Below are 16,629 nucleotides of genomic sequence, written 5' to 3' on the forward strand. Positions count from 1 at the left end.
CCTGACTTGAAGCCACTGCGTCACCTTCATGCCTCTGTCGAGCCACACCGCTCGGGTGTCGGCCGGCGGCGGCACGCTATTAGTGAGCCAGCCCGAAGGCGGCAAGGAGCACTGCGGGCCCGTGCCGACCGACACCCTGGACGCTACGGCTGCAGACCGAGCATCTGGGGTCGATTCAACAAGTCAGGAGCTTGGTCAGAAGCCCCCTCAATGTCCTGTCTGCGCCACCCGGCCGGCGCCCACCTCCGGTTGGGAAGGCAGTATCAGCATGACATCAGCGGTCGCGGACGACACCGCGGACCAGCAGGTGTTCGGCGGGGTCGACTCCCACGCCGACACCCTCCATATCGCGGTCATCAGCGACAACGGCGGCTACCTCGCCGACGCCGAGGTCACCACCACCGCCGCCGGATACGCCGCGGCCCTGGCCTTCGTGAACGCCCACGGCCATGTGATCGCGATCGGGGTGGAGGGCACCTCCTCCTACGGAGCCGGCTTCACCCGCGCCGCCCGCCAGGCGGGGCTTCGTGTCGGGGAGGTCAACCGGCCCGACCGGGCCGAACGCCGCCGCATCGGCAAGTCCGACCCCATCGACGCCTACGCCGCCGCCCGCGCCGCCCTGTCCGGACGGGCCTCCAGCGCGCCCAAGGACGCCATCGTCGCCGGCATACGCGCCCTGCACAACGCCGCCCGCTCCGCCGTCAAGGCCCGCACCGCCGCGCTGAACCAGATCGGCAACATCCTCATCACCGCTCCCGAGGCCATCCGCGCCAAATACGGGCCGCTCAAAGGAACAGAGCGCACCGACGCTCTGGCCCCGCTGCGGCCGGCCGGGGACGCGGTTCACACTGCCGTCCTCACCGCGCTGAAGAGCCTCGCCCAACGCCTCAAAGAGCTGACCTCCGAGCACGAAGACCTGACCAAAGCCCTGGACAGCGAGGTCACCGTCCACACCCGCGGCCTGCGGGCCGCCCACGGAGTCGGCCCCGACACCGCGGCCCAGCTGCTGGTCACCGCCGGAGGCAATCCCGAACGCATGCGAACCGAAGCGTCCTTCGCCGCCCTCTGCGCAGCCGCACCGGTCCCCGCCTCCAGCGGCCGGACCAACCGGCACCGCCTCTCACGCGGCGGCGACCGGGCGGCCAACGCCGCCCTCTACCGCATCGCCCTGGTCCGCATGGCCAGCGACTCCCGCACCCGTGAATACGTGGCACGCCAGACCGCCTCCGGCCGGACGAAACAGGAGATCATCCGGCTTCTGAAGCGGGCCATCGCCCGGGAGATCTTCGGTTGCCTGACCACCACGGTCGCCATCCCGGACATCGCCGATCTGCGTCCTCTGCGACAGTCCAAGAACATCACCCTCACCGCAGCCGCACGCCACCTCGGCGTCTGGCCAGCCACCATCTCCACCCTCGAACGGGGAATGCGCCGAGACGACAACCTCGCCCACACCTATCGCGACTGGCTCCAAGCCGCTTGACGACCAATAGGAGCATCAGCCGTCCCCCGAATGCGCCTCACCTGCCATTGGGCGAGGCTGAGGCTATGGCTGAGCGTCGCGTGATCGTGTTCCGGAGTTCTGTGTTTATCCTGGTCAACGGCCTGGCGGTGGGCAGTGTAGCGGGGGTGTGGCATGCATGGGACGGTCGTGGAAGGGCCGTGCCAAGGAACACATGGGCGCGTATGGCGAGCGTGATGTGCCGATACCAGCCCACGTGGCGGCGGACCTCGTACTGGTCCAGGCCGCACTCGTTCTTTGCGCTCTGAGTGGGCGGTTCGTAAGGTGATGTCCGTTTCTGGCTTGGGCGGAGGCAAGGCCGCTGGTGGAGGTTGTGTCGGCTATTGCTTCCTGGAGAAGTTGCCGCTGTCGGCCTCGGTGAGGATCCCGAGTTTGACCAGGCGTTTGAGCTTGGCGCGGGTGCCTTCGACGTTCTTCGGCAGCAGTTCGTGGCCGAGGGCTTCGCAGACGTCCTTGGCCCGTAGCGGTCCGGTCGCGTGGTTGAAAGCGGCGAGGATGCGGGGATAGTCCGGGTGCTCGGGCAGCTCCGGCGGGGATATGGGGAGCCGGTCGGCGAGGCCGGTGACGGTCTTGCGGGTGATCGTGAGGTGCTCCAGGTGCGTCTCGGCCTCCCGTAACCGGGTCTGCAGGTCGTCGATCTGTGCGCGGAGGTCGTCGGCCAGGGCCCGGGCGGCGTCTTCCTGGAGGTCCAGGGCATCGAGCAGGGGCCGGATGTTCACGCTGCCACCGCCTGCTCCGCGCGCCAGGTGGGGGTGTTCGCGCCGGTGAGGCGTCGGGTCATGACGTGGGTCATCGCCCAGTAGACGCGGGAGGCGGAGGAGGAGGGGCGGTGCTCGTAGTCGCGGACCAGGCGCCGGTGCAGTATCAGGATCCCGTAGGTCTGCTCGACCCTCCACCGCTTCGGCTGCGGCACGAACCCCTTGTCCTGCGGGTTGCGTGCGACGATCTCGACGTCGATGCCCAGGCCGGCGCCGTGCATGACGACCTGGTTCTTGAAGCCCTGGTCGACCAGGGCTTTGCGGACGGTGTCGCCGGTGTGCTCGACGACCTGGTCCAGCAGGATGATGCCGGCGGCGTTGTCGTGGGTGTTCGCGGCGAGGACGACGACTGCGATGACCAGGCCGAGGACGTCCACGGCCAGGCCGCGTTTGCGGCCGGGCACCCGCTTGGCCGGATCGTGGCCGGTCGTGGCGGCGGGGACCCCGGCGGCCGCATGGACACTCTGGGTGTCCAGGACCACCAGGGTCGGGTCCTCTAATCGGCGGGCGCGTTCACGGACCTGGCAGCGCAGGAGTTCATGGATGACCTGGTCGGTTCCGTCGTCCCGCCAGGCGGCGAAGTAGTAGTAGGTCGCGCTCTTCTGCGGCAGGTAGTGCGGGAGATAGGCCCACCGGCAGCCGGTCCGCCCCTGGTAGAGGATCGCGTTAACGATCTCCCGCATGTCGTAGGCGCCCTGGTGGCCGCTGACCGAGCGGTGCCGGTCCTTCCACGCGGTGATCACCGGCTCGATCAACGACCACTGCTCGTCCGATAAGTCACTCGGATACGGCTTGCGTTCACTCACCCGGTCACATCACCAGATCACCAACCGCGGACCGGCAGATTCCGCCCCGCCGCCACACCATCAGGCGACAGCGGACCCACTCAAAGACTCACGAACCGCCCACTGAAAGCTGTCCTCGATCTTCCAGCGGCATCCGGCGACTCGGACCGGGTCGGCGAGGGTGGCGTCCAGCGGGGCGCAAGCCAGGTAGTAGGCGATCACGTCGGACTTGCTGAGGCTGCGGCGGGCCGGCATCCACCGCTGCCGGGTCGGCTCGTCGCCGTCCAACTCCCCCACTGCGGGCACGTGGGCGGCTGCCCAGTCGTAGAACCGTTTGCCTTGGCTCCCGGCCCCGCCGACAGGCGTTGCACTGCCTGGGGCGGGGTCTGGGAGAAGAGGTTGTCGCTGCGAACCCATCGATCAGTATCGAATCTCGACGAGGCGCCCTTCTGTATCCGGCTCGGGCACCTCCGGAATGCGGTTCGCTGTCCCGAGCGCGATCCGGTGCGCCGACCAGGCCGCGACAGCGGCGTCGAGTACGTCGTCCACTGGAATGCCGTCCGCCTCACCAAGCTCGTCGGGGAGCACGAGGCAGGCCTCGGCCAGCAGGGAGCGGCGCAAGTTCTGGCCGCGCCAGGTCTTCTTGGCGTAGGCCAGCGGCACTCCGCCAGCCAAGGCGTAGAAGGACACCTCGGGGTGCACCTCGTGGACCCGCTCATCGGCGAGCCAACACGCCCGCGCCTCAAGCAGCTTCGGCCTCAGCGCCCACGCCTGCTGGCTCAGCCGATTACCGGTGAGCTCCTGGCATCGGCCGGCGGCCGCCTTGTAGTCCTGCTCCTGCCACGCCATTCTTGGCGCTATGGGGAAAACGCTGCTGCGCCGCACCCCGAGCAGCGCCCTGGCCGCGAGATCTGCCGCACGCCAGCCCTTGTCGACCAGGCCCAACGGCATGTCCACCGCGATCGCATCCACCTCGGCGGCGCGCTCGATCAGCCTCTCGAGCCGGGGATCCACCAGGCTGCCCGCGTACGCGCCGTCCGTGAGCCTGATCCCGACCCACCCCTGCTTACCACAGGCGTCGGCTCCAAGGACGTCCATCCCACCCACCCCTCGCGCACAAGCCCAAGCCCCAACGTAGCAACACCGACGGCCCCAGAGACCGCGGGTAGAAGATATTGGACACTACACATAGTAGCCAACCCGTCGCGATGCGCGAGGAACGGGCGTCAAGGACAGGGCGGGCGGCACCCTGGAGGAGAAGGTGTGACGGTGGGAGGAGGCGTGATGCGCACCAGCGACGAGATCTATCACCGGATCCGCTGGGACCCGCGGTTCGATCCGGCCCGGTTCGTGCTGGGGATCAGCCAACGCGGGGATGCCTGCAAGCGCATCTCGCTGACTTCCTTCGTGCCGGGAGGCGACATCCCGTGGCACCGGGTGGTGTTCATCGAGGCGGACGGCGAGGTGGTCTGGGACCGGACCACGGGAATGGACCGCATCGACGCGTCCGGCGCCGGCCGGGTGCGGGACCCGCAAGCGGACCTGAGTTTCGGCAGGGGCGCACCCGCCGACGCCCTCGGCGTGTCCCCGACAGCCCGCACGGCGGTGGCCTGGATCCCGCCCGCGGAGCTGTGGCCGCCGATCCAGGACATCCGCCGGGACTACAATCCCCAGATCCACCGCTGGCCACCGCACGTCAACATCCTGCATGGCTTCGTGCCGGAGGCCGACTTCGAGCGGGCCGCCCCGCTGCTCGCCGCGGCGACGGCCGAGACGCCGGTCTTCACCGCCCGGCTGGACGGGGTGTGCACCTTCCGGCACAGGGAGTACGTCACCGTGTGGCTCGACCCGACGGCGGGCGGCGAGGCGCCGTGGACGGACCTGCACCGCGCGCTGCGGCGGCGGTTCCCGCGCTGTCGTGGGGCCGCCGAGAACTTCACCCCGTATCTGTCCCTGGGCCGGACCCGCGATCCGCGCCGAGTCAGCGCCGACTGCGCCACCCGGCTCGACGCCATGACGGCGACGGTCTGGGAACTGGTCCTGCTCTCGCGCAGGGGCCACGGGCCGATGCGGCCACGGGCCACGATCGCCCTGCGCACGGGCGAGATCCGCCGGTTGCCCGCACCCGGCCTCGAAGCGCCGGACCCGGAGGACACGGCATGGCTCTCCGAGATCACCGACAGGTGAGGCCATGGCCAGGTGGGGCAAGACGCCGCCGGGGATTCAGGTCGTAGGGGACCAGCCCACCGGCCGGCCACCGTCACCTGACGTGCGGCCGGAGCCACCCCAGGACTGCCGTTGGTGCTGAGCACAGCCAGGATCTCCTCGACGCTCTGCTTGGCGGCACGGATCACCGGGCGGGCCTGGGCGAGCATCTCGGCCGCCTCCGCGGCCGGCAACGGCGCTGGGCCGGGGTCGATGCCTCAGCAGTGGGCGTACTCGTGCGGACGCAGCAGCACGGCCGCGGCCATCGCCGGGAGCATGAGCAGGTGGCCCGCCACGCCTCCCGGCCGGGACAGGTCGGCGAGCGTCCACAGAGCGGCTCGTTCGTGGTCCTCTCGCAGGTCACCCAGCAGTTCCGGCGCCCCCTCGTCCTGGTGCCGGGCGGCCACGTCCGCCAGGAGGGCGGAGGTTGCCCCCCCAACGGCGGTAGACCGAGCTGGGGTTGACGCCGGCACGGCGCGCCACCGCGGGGATGGTCACCTTCTCGGTCACCGACTCCGCGACCGGCGCCGCCGTGCAGGGCTACCCCGCCGAGGCACTCGCGCTGGCGGCGAACTCCCTCGGCGAGCGCGGCATCGAGATTGCGGGACAGACCCAGCTCCGCGGCCAGCTGCTGCTCGGGGGGCAGCTTGGCGCCTGGCGGCAGCTCGCCGGACTGGATGAGATCCCTCATGCGGTCGATGGCCTTGTCGGTCAATGACATGCGGCTGCTCCCTGCTCGTGTGCCCAGGCCGCGGCAGCGTAGCAATACATCCCATCACTTCAGAAGAGATGGGATGGCCGTCCACCTCCGTGCACACTTCGCCGACGTAAATACCCAGGTGGAGCGCGTCCATGTGCATCGATTGCCGCAAGGGTATGGACACCCGGGCCGGGCGGCCCTATAAATCCATCCCATGTCCAGCGTCTGCCGTAGCAGAGAGGACATCTCTTTGACACACGACGACGACGATGGGTGGTCGCCATGGCGCCGAGACAGCACTCGGCCCTCCGAGCCGAAGGTGCTTCGCCCGATGAGTGAGCTGATCAGCGCGGTCGAGGCCCTCGACGTCCGGTTCCCGACCTCCCGGGAGCTCGACGGCTCCGACGCCATGAACCCCGAGCCCGACTACTCGGCCGCCTATGTGACGATCCGCACGAGCGCCGGGGACGACGAGGGTTACGGACTCGCCTTCACCGTGGGACGCGGCAACGACGTCGAGGTCGCCGCCGTACGGGACCTGGCCCCACTGATCGTAGGGCTGCCGGTGGAGAAGGTACTGGCCGATCTCCGCGGCTCCTCCCGGCGGCTGACCGGCGACAGCCGGCTGCGCTGGCTGGGCCCGGAGAAGGGGGCCATCGACATAGCCGCTGCGGCGATCGTCAACACCGTCTGGGACCTCTACGGGCGCCGTCTGGCCGAGCTCTCCCCGGAGCAGCTGGTCGACTTGGTCGACTTCCGCTGCCTCCAAGACGCCCTCACCCGTGACGAGGCCCTTGAGATCCTGCGTCACGCCGAGCCCGGCCGCGCCCAACGCACCGCGGATCTGCTGAAGCACGGATACCCGGCATACACCACGACCCCCGGCTGGCTCGGTTACGACGACGAGAAGCTGGTACGGCTGTCCAAGGAGGCCGTCGCCGATGGCTTCGGGCAGATCAAGCTGAAGGTCGGCGCCGACCGACAGGACGACGAGTGCCGCATGCGACTGGCCCGCGAGGTGGTCGGCCCGGACATCAGGATCGCCGTCGACGCCAACCAGGCGTGTGGGGTTCAGCAGGCGATCGACTGGATGGCGACGCTCGCGCCCTACGATCCCTACTGGATCGAGGAACCCACCTCGCCGGACGACATCTTCGGCCATGCCGCCATCCGCCGGGAGCTGGCGCCGGTCAAGGTGGCCACGGGTGAACACACCCACAACCAGGTGATGTTCAAACAGTTCCTTCAGGCGGGCGCGCTCGACGTCCTGCAACTCGACGCCAGCCGCACCGCCGGCGTCACCGAGAACGTCGCCATCCTGCTGCTGGCCGCCAAGTTCGGTGTCCCGGTCTGCCCGCACGCCGGCGGCGTCGGACTGTGCGAAATGGTGCAGCACATGGCGATGTTCCACTACGTGGCCGTCAGCGGCACCACCGAGAACCGTGTGATCTTCGCCGTCGGGATCGTGGTGCTCGGCTTCACCAGCTTCGGCCGCTCCCTCTATGCGATCGGCGGCAACGTCGACGCGGCGAAAGCGGCCGGCATCCGCACCGACCGGGTGCTGTGGATCGTCATCGTCACCGCCAGCGTCCTGGCCGCGCTGAGCGGTCTGCTGCTCTCGGGACGCCTCGCCTCGGTGGCCTCCGCCCAGGGCAACGGCTACATCTTCACCGTGTTCGCCGCAGCGGTCATCGGAGGCATCAGCCTCAACGGCGGCAAGGGCGCCGTGTTCGGCGCGCTCACCGGCATCCTGCTGCTGTTCCTGATCCAGAACGTCCTCACCCTCGGAGGTGTGCCCGCGCAGTGGATCGGCGCCCTCAACGGCGCGATCATCCTCATCGCCCTGGCCCTGTCCCGCATCACCGGGGGCAAGGCACAGGAATAGCCACCGCCGCCCTTCCCCGGCATGCGCTCCCCCTGCGCTGCCGTCCGAGCCCGGCCGGCCACGCCACCACACCCGAATGACCAGCCCAACCCGCGATCGAAAGGCAGGCATTCCCATGGAACGAAGAGACTTTCTCGTCGCCTCCGCAACCACGTCCGCCGCACTCGCCGTCGGTCTCCCGCCCGCTGCGGCGGCCGCGTCGCCGAAGACCACCTCGGGGTCGGAGGATGCCGCCACCCCGGAGGCCTCCCGTCTCGTCCTCTGGTACGACAAGCCCGCCGGCGAATGGCTGGAGGCGTTGCCGCTCGGCAACGGCCGCCTTGGCGCCATGGTGTTCGGCGGAGTGGACACCGAGCAGCTCCAGCTCAATGAAGACACTCTCTGGGCGGGAGGCCCCTACGAACCCGCCAACCCTCAGGGGTTGGCAAACCTCCCCGAGATCCGGCACCGAGTCTTCGCCGGCGAGTGGAGCTCCGCCCAGGACCTGATCAACTCCACCTTCCTGGGCATCCCGGTCGGGGAGCTGATGTACCAGACAGTCGGCAACCTCCGCCTGACGTTCCCGAGGACAGGTGACGTCAGCTCCTACCGTCGTGAGCTGGACCTGGACACGGCCGTGGCGACCACGACGTACGTCCGCGACGGAGTCGCATACCGTCGTCAGGCGTTCGCCAGCCACGCCGACCAGGTGATCGTGGTCCGGCTGACAGCGGACTCCCCCGGTGCCGTGTCGTTCACCGCGGCCTTCGACAGTCCCCAGCAGGCCGAGACGTCCTCCCCGGACCGGATCACCGCCGCTCTGGAGGGGACCGGGCAGACGCGTGAAGGGGTCGCCGGCCGGGTCCGCTTCCGCGCCCTGGTGCGTGCCCGCGCCGAAGGGGGCATCGTACGCAGCGAGAACGGCACGCTCGCCGTGGACGGGGCCGACGCGGTGACCCTGCTGGTGTCCGTCGGCACCAGCTACAACGACTACCGGGACGCCTCGGGTGACCACCGCGCCCGCGCCGAGGGCCCGCTGAACGCCGCAGCCGACACCCCGTACGGGCAGTTGCGCTCCCGGCACGTGCGCGACCACCGCGCGCTCTTCCGCCGGGTCACGCTCGACCTCGGCACCACGGATGCCGCGAAGGCGTCGACCGATCGGCGGGTGGCCGCGTTCGCTCAGGCCGACGACCCGCAACTGGTGGCGCTTCACTACCAGTTCGGCCGCTACCTGCTCATTTCCTCGTCCCGTCCCGGTACACAGCCCGCCAATCTGCAGGGCATCTGGAACGACCAGCTCTCCCCGCCCTGGGACTCCAAGTACACGATCAACATCAACACGGAGATGAACTACTGGCCCGCGCCCACCACCAACCTCCTGGAGTGCTGGGATCCGGTCTTCGCCCTGCTCGACGACCTCGCCCAGGCCGGACAGAAAACCGCCAGCGTGCAGTACGGGGCCGACGGCTGGGTCGCCCATCACAACACCGACGCCTGGCGCGGTACCGCGCCCGTGGACGGAGCCTTCTGGGGGATGTGGCCCACCGGCGGCGCCTGGCTCGCCACCTCCATATGGGAGCACTACCGCTTCACCGGCGACCGCGACGCCCTGCGCCGCCGGCTCCCCGTCGTCGAAGGCGCGGTCCGCTTCTTCCTCGACGCGCTCGTCCACGACCCCACCAGCGGATACCTGGTGACCTGTCCGTCCGTCTCGCCCGAGAACGCCCATCACCCCGGCGTGTCCGCATGTGCGGGCCCGACGATGGACAACCAGATCCTGCGCGACCTCTTCGACGGCTATCTCGCCGCCTGCGACGTCCTCGGCACCACCAGCCCGTACGCCGACCGGGTGCGCCAGGCCCGTGCCCAACTGCCGCCCATGAAGATCGGCGCCCTGGGGCAGCTGCAGGAGTGGCAGCAGGACTGGGACGCGGGTGCGCCCGAGCAGCAGCACCGCCACATCTCCCACCTGTACGGCCTCCACCCCAGCAACCAGATCACCAAGCGCGCGACCCCGGAACTCTTCCAGGCCGCGCTGAAGACGCTGGAGATGCGTGGGGACGACGGCACCGGCTGGTCCCTCGCCTGGAAGATCAATTTTTGGGCGCGCGCGGAAGACGGCGCCCGCTCCTACAAGCTCCTCGGCGACCTGCTCACCCCGGATCACACCGCCCCGAACCTGTTCGACCTCCATCCGCCCTTCCAGATCGACGGCAACTTCGGCGCCACCGCCGGCGTGACCGAATGGCTACTCCAGTCCCACACCGGTGAGGTCCACCTGCTGCCCGCCCTGCCGCCGCAGCTCCCTGCGGGCCGGGTCACCGGCCTCCTCGCCCGTGGCGGCCTCACCGTCAGCCTCTCCTGGCTCGACGGCGCGCTGGCCCAAGCCCACCTGACAGCGCGCGTGCCCGGCACCGTCCGACTGCGCACCGCCGCACCGGTCGCCGTGCATTCCACAGGCGGCGCCGAAACAGAAGTGAAGCGCCCCGAAAGCACCCTCGCGGTGTTCCAGACCGAGGCGGGCGGTGAGTATGTGATCACGCCGCTCTGACACCTCGCGGCGCCCTCTGAGCGGAGCAGGTCATGCTGCAGGACCCGTGGAGTCACGGACATTGAGGGTGGTCGCCAGCTGGAGGTGCCGGGAGGCGGGCTGGACGCCGTCCGCCATGCTGAGGGCGGTCTCGACGGCCATTCGGCCCATGCCGACGAGAGGCTGCCCGACGGACGTCAGCCGGGGGGTCGTCCATTGGGCCTGCGGCGTGTCGTCGAACCCCGTGACCGAGAGATCCCCCGGGACGGCGATATCCAGTTCATTGGCCGCAGCGAGCACCCCGACCGCGATTTCGTCGTTGCCCGCGACGATCGCGGTCGGCCGCTCGTCGAGCGCCAGCATGTCACGGGCGTGCTGAAGACCCGCTTCGACGGAGAACGTGTCGTGGCGGATCATCACGTCGTCCGGCGTGATGCCCGCCGAGTGCAACGCGGCCTGGTACCCGTGGAAGCGCTCAGCGGAGGGAGTTGAACCCAGCGGTCCGCCGATCCAGGCGATCCTGCGGTGTCCCAGCCTGATGACATGCTCGGTCGCCGAGCGGCCACCCGCCCAGTTGGTGGAACCGATGCTGACGATACGCGAGTCGGTGGTGTCGATCGGGTCGATCGACACCACCGACAGCTCCGCCTCCTCCGCGGCGAGGAGCACGGAGTCGGGCACGGCCACGGCGAGCGCGATGATGCCGACGACACCGGACGCCCGCAGTTCCGCGATCCAGGCACGGGCCGCTGTGCGGTTTGTGCCGGTCCAGTCTTCGGGCGGGAGGCGCAGGAGGAGCTCGGCCTGCGCAGCCGTCGCGGCCACGAGGATCCCTTGGAGCACGGTGCCGGCGTAGCGAGACTCGACGATGTCGAGCACGGTCACGAGCGTCCGCTCCCGCTGCACATCTCGTCGCGCTGTCGTCGGCTTGTAGCCGAGCTCGGCGATGGCGCCGAGGACGAGGTCGCGCGTGTTCGCCCCTACGTCGCTGCGCCCGTTGAGGACCTTGGAGGCGGTCGCCGGTGAGACACCGGCCAGCCGGGCGACATCCGCGAGGGTGGCTCGTTCGGAATGAGACCGCCGACTCATGGTGACTCCGTTTCGCGCGAAACTTTTTCGAACCCAGGCGCACGTTACACATGTGCCGCCCTGGCGTCCAATTCCTGCCTGTCCAAGTCCTTGACGTGACCGGATTGAGCCCAGTAGCTTCCCACGTGCTTCGAAAATAGTGCGAAAAAGTTTCGAGTCTTCTCAAGGAGGAGGCGGCTCATGAGGTTCCGCAAGCAGGCAAGGCTCCTTTCCGCGGCGCTCGGGCTGACGCTCGTACTGGGCGCTTGCTCGAGTGGGACGTCGGACGGCGGCAACGGCCAGGTGAAGCTCACGGTCTGGAGCTGGGACGACACCGTCGCGAAGGCCGTCCCCGGGTTCGAGGCGGCGAACCCGAACATCAAGGTCAAGGTGGTCAACGCCGGCTCGTCGTTCGACGAGTACACGGCTCTCGACAATGCGATCCAGGCGGGTTCCGGTGTGCCGGACCTCGCAATGTTCGAGTACTTCGCGGTGCCCTACTTCGCCATTCCCGGCAAGCTCGACAACCTCGGAAAATTCGGCGCCGACAAACTCAAGAAGGACTACGTCGACGCCGCGTGGAACGACGTGACAGTCGATGGCAAGGTCTACGCACTTCCCTCCGACTACGGGCCGTCGGTCATGTTCTACAACCAGGCCACGCTCAAAAAGGCGGGTCTCAACCAACCCCCGGCCACGTGGGACGAGTACTACAAGGACGCCAAGAAGATTCGCGCGCTCGGTGGCGACTACTACATCGCCCAGGACACCGGGGACCTCTTCTTCCTGCTCTCGCTCATCTGGCAGGCCGGCGGTCGCCCGTTCAAGGTGAACGGCACCAAGGTGCACATCGACTTCTCGGAGCCCGCCACCACCAAAGCCGTGGCGTTCTGGCAGAAGATGCTCGACGAGCACTTGCTCAACACCAAGGTCACAGCGTGGTCCGACGACTGGAACCGCACGCTCAACGACGGAACTCTTGCCTCGCAGATCATGGGCGGCTGGCTGACCGCGTCACTCCCCCAGCGTGCGCCCAAGGCCGCCGGTGACTTCAGAGTCGCGCTGATGCCGCAGTGGCAGAAGGGCGAGAAGGTCGGGGCCGAGAACGGCGGAAGCGGCTTCGGCATCCCGGCTGCTGCCCCGCACAAGGACGCGGCATTCAAGTTCCTCGAGTACTTCACGCACGGCGGCGGCCTTTCGCCCCGCGTCGATGCGGGCGCCTTCGTGCCGAACACGTCGGTGTTGGCGGGCACGGACTCCCAGAGCAAGGTCAACAAGTACTTCGGTGACCAGAAGGTCGGTCCCGTGCTGGCAGAAGCATCGAAGTCGGTCGCGCCCGGCTGGCAGTTCCCGCCGTTCTTCGAGTGGGCCCGGTCGACCTACGGCGACCTCGTGTCGAAGTACTACACCACGGGCAAGGGCTCGCTCGCGGGAATCCTCGAGGAGTGGAAGCAGCGCATGATCAAGTATGGCAACGAGCAGGGTTTCGAGGTGGACTAGCCCTGTGACGTCGCCCAATACAGCGCAGCACCCGGAGTCGGCCGGAATGCGTGGCAGGAAGCAGATCGGACTGGCGTTCATCGCACCCTTCGGGCTGTTGTTCACGCTCGTGTACATCGTGCCGATCGTCTACGCCGGCTACCTCAGCCTCTTCCAGCAGAAGCTCATCGGGGGCAACACGTTCACCGGGTTCGCCAACTACACCAAGCTGTTCCACGACGCGCAGTTCTGGGACGGTGTGGGCCGGGTCTTCTCGTTCACACTCGTCCAGGTGCCGGTCATGCTGATCCTCGCCGTGGCACTGGCGCTGGCACTGGACTCCAGGCGTCTGCACGGCACCAGGTTCATGCGGGTGTCGATCTTCCTCCCCTATGCGGTGCCGGCGGTCGTGTCGACTCTCATGTGGGGATTCATGCTGGGCGTCAAATACGGCCTGCTCGGCAGCCTCGACAAAGCTCTGGGCACGGATCTCAACCCCTTCACCCCCAGTACCACGCTCATCTCCATCGGCGTGATGGTGACCTGGGCCTTCACCGGCTTCAACATGCTCATCTTCTACGCCGTGCTCAAGGCCGTGCCGCGCGAGCTGTACGAGGCCGCAGCACTCGACGGGGCGAACGAATTCCAAGTCGTCCTCAGAATCAAGCTGCCGGCACTGCGGCAGTCCCTGGTCATCGCGATCATCTTCTCGATCATCGGCACGTTCCAGATTTTCAACGAGCCGCAGATCCTGCCATCCATGGTGGCCAACAGCGGCATCACCACCCACTACACGCCGAACTTGTACGCCTACAACCTGGCCTTCACCGGATCTCAGCAAGGCTACGCGGCAGCCCTCGCCCTCGTCATGGCCGCGATCACGATCGCGGTCGCCTACGCCGTCCAGATCAGAGGATTGAGGAATGCCTTCGATCACTAGCACAGGAGCTCGATCCGCGGAAGTCAACGTCGCGACAACCGGCCCCTCCACAGGACATACCCGCGACCGCCATCGCCGCTATACCGTGGAGAACCCCAAGAAGAGCGTGACTCTGACTGTCATGACAGGGTTGTCCGCCCTGTACTGCCTGCTGCCACTTGTGTGGCTGGTCATCAACGCGACCAAGACGCAGGCCGACTTCGTCTCCTCGTTCGGGCTCGCACCCGGTCACAGGTTCGCCCTATGGGACAACATCGTCGAGGTCTTCAGATACCAGGACGGGATCTTCTCCCGGTGGCTGCTCAACACCGTCATCTACGTCGTCGTAGGCGCGGTCGTGTCGACGTTCCTGGCGGCCCTCGGCGGGTACGCCCTGGCGAAGCTCCAGTTCAGCGGCAAGCGCGTGCTGCTGTTCGTCATCCTGGGATCGATCGCGGTACCGGGAATCGCCCTCGCGATCCCCCAGTTCTTGCTGTTCGCGCATCTCGGCATCACCAACACCCCGTGGGCCGTTCTCATACCGAGTTTCATCAACCCCTTCGGGTTGTACCTGATGTGGGTGTACACGGCCGAAGCCGTACCGACGGACCTGCTCGATGCAGCAAAGGTCGACGGCGCCGGCGAGTTCAGGACCTTCGTCCAGATCGCGCTTCCGCTGCTCGCACCGGCGAGCGTGACGGTCCTGCTCTTCTCGTTCGTATCGATCTGGAACAACTACTTCCTTCCGCTGATCATGCTCAAGGATCCCAACTGGTATCCACTGACCATCGGACTCAATCAATGGAACAAGCTGGGATCGACCGCGGGGAACGGCGCTCTCATCCAGAACCTCGTGATCACAGCCGCGTTGCTGACCGTCGTACCGCTGATCATCGCGTTCCTCAGCCTGCAGCGGTATTGGCAGTCAGGCGTTTCGCTCGGCGCCGTCAAGGGCTAGGACCTGTCCGGCGGACCTTGCCGACGAAGCGGGGCGTCGCACGCCCCGCTCACCGGCACCGACCGACGACGACTGAGCAGCCCGATTACCGACCTCGCGGCCGGCGTGGACAAGCCGGCTGTCTTCAACAAGCGACTCTTCAAAGAAATGTGAGACGATGACAAACGACGCCCAGGGCGAATCTCGGTTCCGGATCGACGGCGAGCTTCGCGACGAGAGCCCGCTTCCGCATATCTGGTCGGAGTGCGTCGGCGCCGGACGGGCGAATGAGGCATTGCGCGCAGACTGGCAGCAGCAGTTCGGCGAGGCCGTCGATGCCTGCGGATTCCGCTACATCCGCTTCCACGGGGTCTTTCACGACGACATGTTCGTGTACCGGGAGAGCTACGGGCACGGGTTCGGCCCGAATACGCCACTCCCCTCCCCGATGTACACCTTCAGCTACGTCGACAAGGTCTTCGACTTCATCCTGAAGTCCGGCGCCCGTCCCTTCGTGGAGCTGGGATTCATGCCACGCGAGTTGGCGACGGCACACGAAACGGTGTTCTGGTGGGGTGCTCACTGCAGCCCGCCCAAGGACATGGCACGCTGGGTTGAGCTGGTGACGCGTTCGGTCGAACACTGGATCGACCGATACGGTCTCGCTGAGGTACGCCAATGGCGATTCGAAGTGTGGAACGAACCGAATCTGGTTCCGCACTTTTGGACGGGAACGAAGACTGAGTACTTCGAACTCTACGAACACACTGTGACGGCGATCAAGAACATCGATCCCGAACTGAAGGTGGGCGGGCCCGCAACGAGCGTCTTCGTGCCCGACGACCGCTACAAGGGCGAGGCCGAGGACCGCTCGGCGATGCACGAGACGGCGAGCGCGTCAGACGTGGACGCGCTGGACTGGCGCCCGGTGTGGATCGAAGACTTCATCGACTGGTGCGCGAAGCGCAGACTCCCGGTCGACTTCATCTCGACTCACCTGTACCCGACCGATTTCGCGTACGGCGCCGACGGACAGGCGGTCCACATCACCCGATACGCCAATGCGACGTTCGACGACCTGACCCTCCTCCGCGATCTTGTCGCGAACAGCGCATATCCGGACGCGGAGATCCACATCACGGAGTGGTCAACCTCCCCGTCTGCCCGCGACTTCATCCATGACACACTGTTCGCCGCCACGTACATCACGCGGACCTACCTGAAGTGTGCCACCCTCGCCGACTCGATCTCCTACTGGACCTTCACGGACGTGTTCGAGGAGGGAGGAGCTGGGCTCGGACCGTTTCACGGCGGATTCGGCCTGGTGAACGAGGTCGGCATCCACAAACCCACATTTCACGCGTTCAGGATGCTCCAACGGCTGGGTGACCGACTTCTCCTCGGGACGGCCGAGGGCGTCGTGACCCGGGACAGCCGGACATCGGCTCTGTCAGCGCTGTTCTTCAACTACCCAGAGGAGATGGCCACGAGTGGTGTCGGCTCGGCGAACTCGTATCCGGCGACGCGCGCGCTGGTCGAGATGGGACCGAACCGAAGGATCCGCCACTCGATCGGTGAACTCAAGCCGGGGACCCGATTCCTCGTCGAAATCATGGACTGGGAGCACGGCAACGTCGCCGAAGCCTGGCACCAGCTCGGATCGCCCCTCAACCTCTCCCGGGCGGACAGCGAATACTTGCGCACTGTCGCCGACTCGCTCCGCAGTTTCACGCTGACTGTGCCCGACAGTGGTGTGCTCGAGATCGATGTCGACCTCTCGCCGTGGGCGGTGATGTCGCTGCGGCAGGCGGCGTGAGACCCGCCACCCGTTCGGATGGCCGGCAGCGGAAATGACGCGA

General features: G+C 67.5%; 14 protein-coding genes and 3 pseudogenes. 8 read left to right on the forward strand and 9 right to left on the reverse strand.

All coding sequences use genetic code 11. The annotated features are described in order from the left end of the window. Positions 1–268 precede the first annotated feature (268 nt). Positions 269–1,483 (forward strand): IS110 family transposase, encoded by a 1,215-nt coding sequence (locus tag ACQPXS_RS00730; protein ID WP_433445927.1) that lies wholly within the window; start codon positions 269–271, stop codon positions 1,481–1,483. A gap of 37 nt (positions 1,484–1,520) precedes the next feature. Here ACQPXS_RS00730 and ACQPXS_RS00735 read toward each other — a convergent pair. From ACQPXS_RS00735 to ACQPXS_RS00755, 5 genes and pseudogenes are all read right to left on the reverse strand, one after another. After that, positions 1,521–1,769 (reverse strand): annotated as a pseudogene (locus tag ACQPXS_RS00735) (IS701 family transposase); the annotation flags it as partial. A 73-nt stretch (positions 1,770–1,842) separates the two neighbouring features. Next, positions 1,843–2,241 carry a hypothetical protein gene (locus ACQPXS_RS00740; RefSeq protein ID WP_433445929.1) on the reverse strand — a complete coding sequence of 133 codons (399 nt, stop codon included), beginning with the start codon at positions 2,239–2,241 and terminating at the stop codon, positions 1,843–1,845. After that, complete coding sequence (locus ACQPXS_RS00745; RefSeq protein ID WP_433445931.1) at positions 2,238–3,086, reverse strand: IS5 family transposase; 849 nt, start codon at positions 3,084–3,086, stop codon at positions 2,238–2,240. The genes ACQPXS_RS00740 and ACQPXS_RS00745 overlap by 4 nt, the downstream gene beginning before the upstream one ends. A gap of 87 nt (positions 3,087–3,173) precedes the next feature. Beyond that, positions 3,174–3,475, reverse strand: a pseudogene (locus ACQPXS_RS00750) (IS701 family transposase); the annotation flags it as partial. Positions 3,476–3,485: 10 nt separating this feature from the next. Beyond that, positions 3,486–4,163 (reverse strand): DUF429 domain-containing protein, encoded by a 678-nt coding sequence (locus tag ACQPXS_RS00755; RefSeq protein ID WP_433445933.1) that lies wholly within the window; start codon positions 4,161–4,163, stop codon positions 3,486–3,488. A gap of 186 nt (positions 4,164–4,349) precedes the next feature. Here ACQPXS_RS00755 and ACQPXS_RS00760 point away from each other — a divergent pair, with 186 nt between their 5' ends. Further along, on the forward strand, positions 4,350–5,252 hold the full coding sequence (locus tag ACQPXS_RS00760) for an RNA repair domain-containing protein (protein ID WP_433445935.1): 903 nt from the start codon (positions 4,350–4,352) through the stop codon (positions 5,250–5,252). A 236-nt stretch (positions 5,253–5,488) separates the two neighbouring features. Here the strand turns inward: ACQPXS_RS00760 and ACQPXS_RS00765 are convergent, their stop codons facing one another. The 3 genes and pseudogenes from ACQPXS_RS00765 to ACQPXS_RS00775 all read right to left on the reverse strand — a co-directional run. Beyond that, positions 5,489–5,677 carry a hypothetical protein gene (locus ACQPXS_RS00765; RefSeq protein ID WP_433445937.1) on the reverse strand — a complete coding sequence of 63 codons (189 nt, stop codon included), beginning with the start codon at positions 5,675–5,677 and terminating at the stop codon, positions 5,489–5,491. Beyond that, on the reverse strand, positions 5,631–5,780 hold the full coding sequence (locus ACQPXS_RS00770) for a TetR family transcriptional regulator (protein ID WP_433445939.1): 150 nt from the start codon (positions 5,778–5,780) through the stop codon (positions 5,631–5,633). The genes ACQPXS_RS00765 and ACQPXS_RS00770 overlap by 47 nt, the downstream gene beginning before the upstream one ends. 85 nt (positions 5,781–5,865) lie before the next feature. Then, positions 5,866–5,991: pseudogene (locus ACQPXS_RS00775) on the reverse strand (GntR family transcriptional regulator); the annotation flags it as partial. Positions 5,992–6,301: 310 nt separating this feature from the next. Here ACQPXS_RS00775 and ACQPXS_RS00780 point away from each other — a divergent pair. Together ACQPXS_RS00780 and ACQPXS_RS00785 are read left to right on the forward strand one after the other, a co-directional pair. Next, positions 6,302–7,855 carry an enolase C-terminal domain-like protein gene (locus ACQPXS_RS00780; RefSeq protein ID WP_433445941.1) on the forward strand — a complete coding sequence of 518 codons (1,554 nt, stop codon included), beginning with the start codon at positions 6,302–6,304 and terminating at the stop codon, positions 7,853–7,855. Positions 7,856–7,970: 115 nt separating this feature from the next. After that, complete coding sequence (locus tag ACQPXS_RS00785; protein WP_433445943.1) at positions 7,971–10,388, forward strand: glycoside hydrolase family 95 protein; 2,418 nt, start codon at positions 7,971–7,973, stop codon at positions 10,386–10,388. Positions 10,389–10,418: 30 nt separating this feature from the next. On the opposite strand, the gene ACQPXS_RS00790 is transcribed toward ACQPXS_RS00785, so the two are convergent. Further along, positions 10,419–11,456: a LacI family DNA-binding transcriptional regulator gene (locus ACQPXS_RS00790; RefSeq protein ID WP_433445944.1), complete on the reverse strand. Its 1,038-nt coding sequence runs from the start codon at positions 11,454–11,456 to the stop codon at positions 10,419–10,421. 180 nt (positions 11,457–11,636) lie between these two features. Here ACQPXS_RS00790 and ACQPXS_RS00795 point away from each other — a divergent pair, with 180 nt between their 5' ends. The 4 genes from ACQPXS_RS00795 (at position 11,637) to ACQPXS_RS00810 (ending at position 16,586) form a co-directional block, all read left to right on the forward strand. Beyond that, positions 11,637–12,935 carry an ABC transporter substrate-binding protein gene (locus ACQPXS_RS00795; protein ID WP_433445946.1) on the forward strand — a complete coding sequence of 433 codons (1,299 nt, stop codon included), beginning with the start codon at positions 11,637–11,639 and terminating at the stop codon, positions 12,933–12,935. 46 nt (positions 12,936–12,981) lie between these two features. Next, a complete protein-coding gene (locus ACQPXS_RS00800; protein WP_433445948.1) occupies positions 12,982–13,854 on the forward strand; it encodes a carbohydrate ABC transporter permease in 873 nt (290 codons plus the stop codon). After that, on the forward strand, positions 13,838–14,791 hold the full coding sequence (locus tag ACQPXS_RS00805; protein ID WP_433445950.1) for a carbohydrate ABC transporter permease: 954 nt from the start codon (positions 13,838–13,840) through the stop codon (positions 14,789–14,791). The genes ACQPXS_RS00800 and ACQPXS_RS00805 overlap by 17 nt, the downstream gene beginning before the upstream one ends. Positions 14,792–14,948: 157 nt before the next feature. Next, positions 14,949–16,586 carry a GH39 family glycosyl hydrolase gene (locus ACQPXS_RS00810; protein WP_433445952.1) on the forward strand — a complete coding sequence of 546 codons (1,638 nt, stop codon included), beginning with the start codon at positions 14,949–14,951 and terminating at the stop codon, positions 16,584–16,586. The last annotated feature ends 43 nt before the right edge of the window (positions 16,587–16,629 follow it).

This window comes from Streptomyces sp. CA-142005, from assembly GCF_050942335.1.
Classification (GTDB): domain Bacteria; phylum Actinomycetota; class Actinomycetes; order Streptomycetales; family Streptomycetaceae; genus Streptomyces.

Excerpts from the sequence above, each read along its gene's own strand:
- ACQPXS_RS00730 (WP_433445927.1), top strand. The coding sequence starts at position 269 with ATGACATCAGCGGTCGCGGACGACACCGCGGACCAGCAGGTGTTCGGC.
- ACQPXS_RS00755 (WP_433445933.1), bottom strand. The coding sequence starts at position 4,163 with ATGGACGTCCTTGGAGCCGACGCCTGTGGTAAGCAGGGGTGGGTCGGG.
- ACQPXS_RS00760 (WP_433445935.1), top strand. The coding sequence starts at position 4,350 with ATGCGCACCAGCGACGAGATCTATCACCGGATCCGCTGGGACCCGCGG.
- ACQPXS_RS00780 (WP_433445941.1), top strand. The coding sequence starts at position 6,302 with ATGAGTGAGCTGATCAGCGCGGTCGAGGCCCTCGACGTCCGGTTCCCG.
- ACQPXS_RS00785 (WP_433445943.1), top strand. The coding sequence starts at position 7,971 with ATGGAACGAAGAGACTTTCTCGTCGCCTCCGCAACCACGTCCGCCGCA.
- ACQPXS_RS00790 (WP_433445944.1), bottom strand. The coding sequence starts at position 11,456 with ATGAGTCGGCGGTCTCATTCCGAACGAGCCACCCTCGCGGATGTCGCC.
- ACQPXS_RS00795 (WP_433445946.1), top strand. The coding sequence starts at position 11,637 with ATGAGGTTCCGCAAGCAGGCAAGGCTCCTTTCCGCGGCGCTCGGGCTG.
- ACQPXS_RS00800 (WP_433445948.1), top strand. The coding sequence starts at position 12,982 with ATGCGTGGCAGGAAGCAGATCGGACTGGCGTTCATCGCACCCTTCGGG.
- ACQPXS_RS00805 (WP_433445950.1), top strand. The coding sequence starts at position 13,838 with ATGCCTTCGATCACTAGCACAGGAGCTCGATCCGCGGAAGTCAACGTC.
- ACQPXS_RS00810 (WP_433445952.1), top strand. The coding sequence starts at position 14,949 with ATGACAAACGACGCCCAGGGCGAATCTCGGTTCCGGATCGACGGCGAG.